General features: G+C 48.2%; 2 protein-coding genes. Both read left to right on the top strand.

What is annotated here, in order from left to right; all coding sequences use genetic code 11:
* On the top strand, window positions 1-701 hold a 701-nt coding region (locus ACYVTD_RS12310; RefSeq protein ID WP_461248048.1), incomplete at its 5' end, for a hypothetical protein.
* A gap of 7 nt (window positions 702-708) precedes the next feature.
* The coding region (locus ACYVTD_RS12315) for an ATP-binding protein (RefSeq protein WP_461248049.1) at window positions 709-1791 on the top strand (1083 nt) is incomplete at its 3' end.

Raw genomic sequence — 1791 nt, forward strand, 5'->3', positions numbered from 1 at the left:
TAAGCTTGGGGATTTTAAGGGCGATCTTTCTCGCCGCTTCACGCGCCTCTTTTTTAAAATCGTTTCTTTCCAAGGCGCAGGAAAGCCAGGAACAGCTTTACCATAATGTAGGCGAGCGTTTCAGCAACCGGGAATCGGCCGATAGCCGCGAAGCGGACGGCAGGGAAGAGGGAGAAATCGCTTCGTTGCGAGGTGAAATTAACGCGCTTTTGGGAGTGTCCAAAGCCGCCATGGACGAGCTTTCAATCTTAAAAGACGAAAGGCGGATGATTTCCGCCGGGTTTGGAGCGGACGGCAACCCCCAAAAACAGATTCAAAACCTGAAGAACCGCATAACCGAAATTAGGGAGAACCTTCGCAACCTGTACAGGACTTTCGGGGCGCAGGCCGCCGGGATTATGGACTCGGAAATCCTGCCAGAGCGGAAATATTTTATTGATACAATCGTTACTGCCGAAGACTCCGAGATCATCGGCAGGGCGGTTAAGATGAACCAGACGATAATCGAGTATGAAAGCACCATCGGCAAGCTTTCGGCGTCCCTCGCTATAGACGAGGAAAACGCCAAGATCGAGAAATTCCAAAGATCAATCGAGGAGAAAAACATCCGTATTAACGAATTGAAAAGGGCGATTGACGATCTTGAAGACAATGTCCGCGACTCCCAGGCGTATATACAAGAATTGCAAAAACAGCTATAGTTTACTTATGCCTGTAAAAAAAGTAAAACCAAAAGCAAAACCAGCGGTAAAATCAAAAACTTCGGCGAAGGCAAAGCCCGCCGCGAAACAAGCGGCAAGACCGGCGGTTAAATCCGCAGTAAAGCCCGCATCGGGCAAAGCCCACGTTTACGACGAATCAAAAATAAAAACTCTGTCCTCGCTTGAACACATCAGGTTGCGGACGGGAATGTATATCGGCCGTCTTGGAGACGGTTCCAATCCAGACGACGGCATTTACGTCCTGTTAAAAGAAGTAATAGACAACGGCGTCGATGAATTCATCATGGGCAACGGAAAAAATATTGATGTTTCGATAAAGGACGCCGCGAAAGCCGGGGCGGCTACCGTAAAGGTACGCGACTATGGGCGCGGAATCCCGCTTGGAAAATTGGTCGAATGTGTTTCAGTAATCAACACGGGCGCGAAGTACAACGACGACGTGTTTCAGTTTTCGGTAGGGCTAAACGGAGTGGGGACAAAGGCGGTTAACGCGCTTTCCATTCACTTTAGGGTGGTCGCGGTTCGTAACGGCGAATTTGCGGAGGCGATTTTTCAAAGAGGAAAATTGCTAAACAGCCGCAAGGGAAAGTTAAAAGAAAAAATAAAAGACGGGACAATGGTTGAATTTACGCCAGACCCGGAAATTTTTAAGGATTATCTGTTTAACGTAGAGTTTATCGAAAAGCGGATGCAAAATTACGCCTACCTTAACGCGGGGCTTACCCTGGCGTTTAACGGCAAACGTTTTGTGTCAAACCGCGGGTTATTCGACCTTTTAAAAGAGGAAACCGGCGACGACAGCCTGTATCCCATCGGCTACTACAAGGGCGATCATTCGGCGGGCGGCCAGTTGGAAATCGCCTTTACGCACACGAACAATTATGGCGAGGAATATTTTTCCTTTGTAAACGGACAGTACACCTCGGACGGCGGCACGCACCTTTCCGCTTTTAAGGAAGGGTTCTTAAAAGGAATTCAAACCTATTACAAAAAAGACTACAAAAGCGAGGACGTGCGCGAAGGCACCACCGCCGCAATAGCGATAAAATTAAAAAATCCCGTCTTTGAA

This window comes from Treponema sp. R6D11 (genome assembly GCF_054786075.1).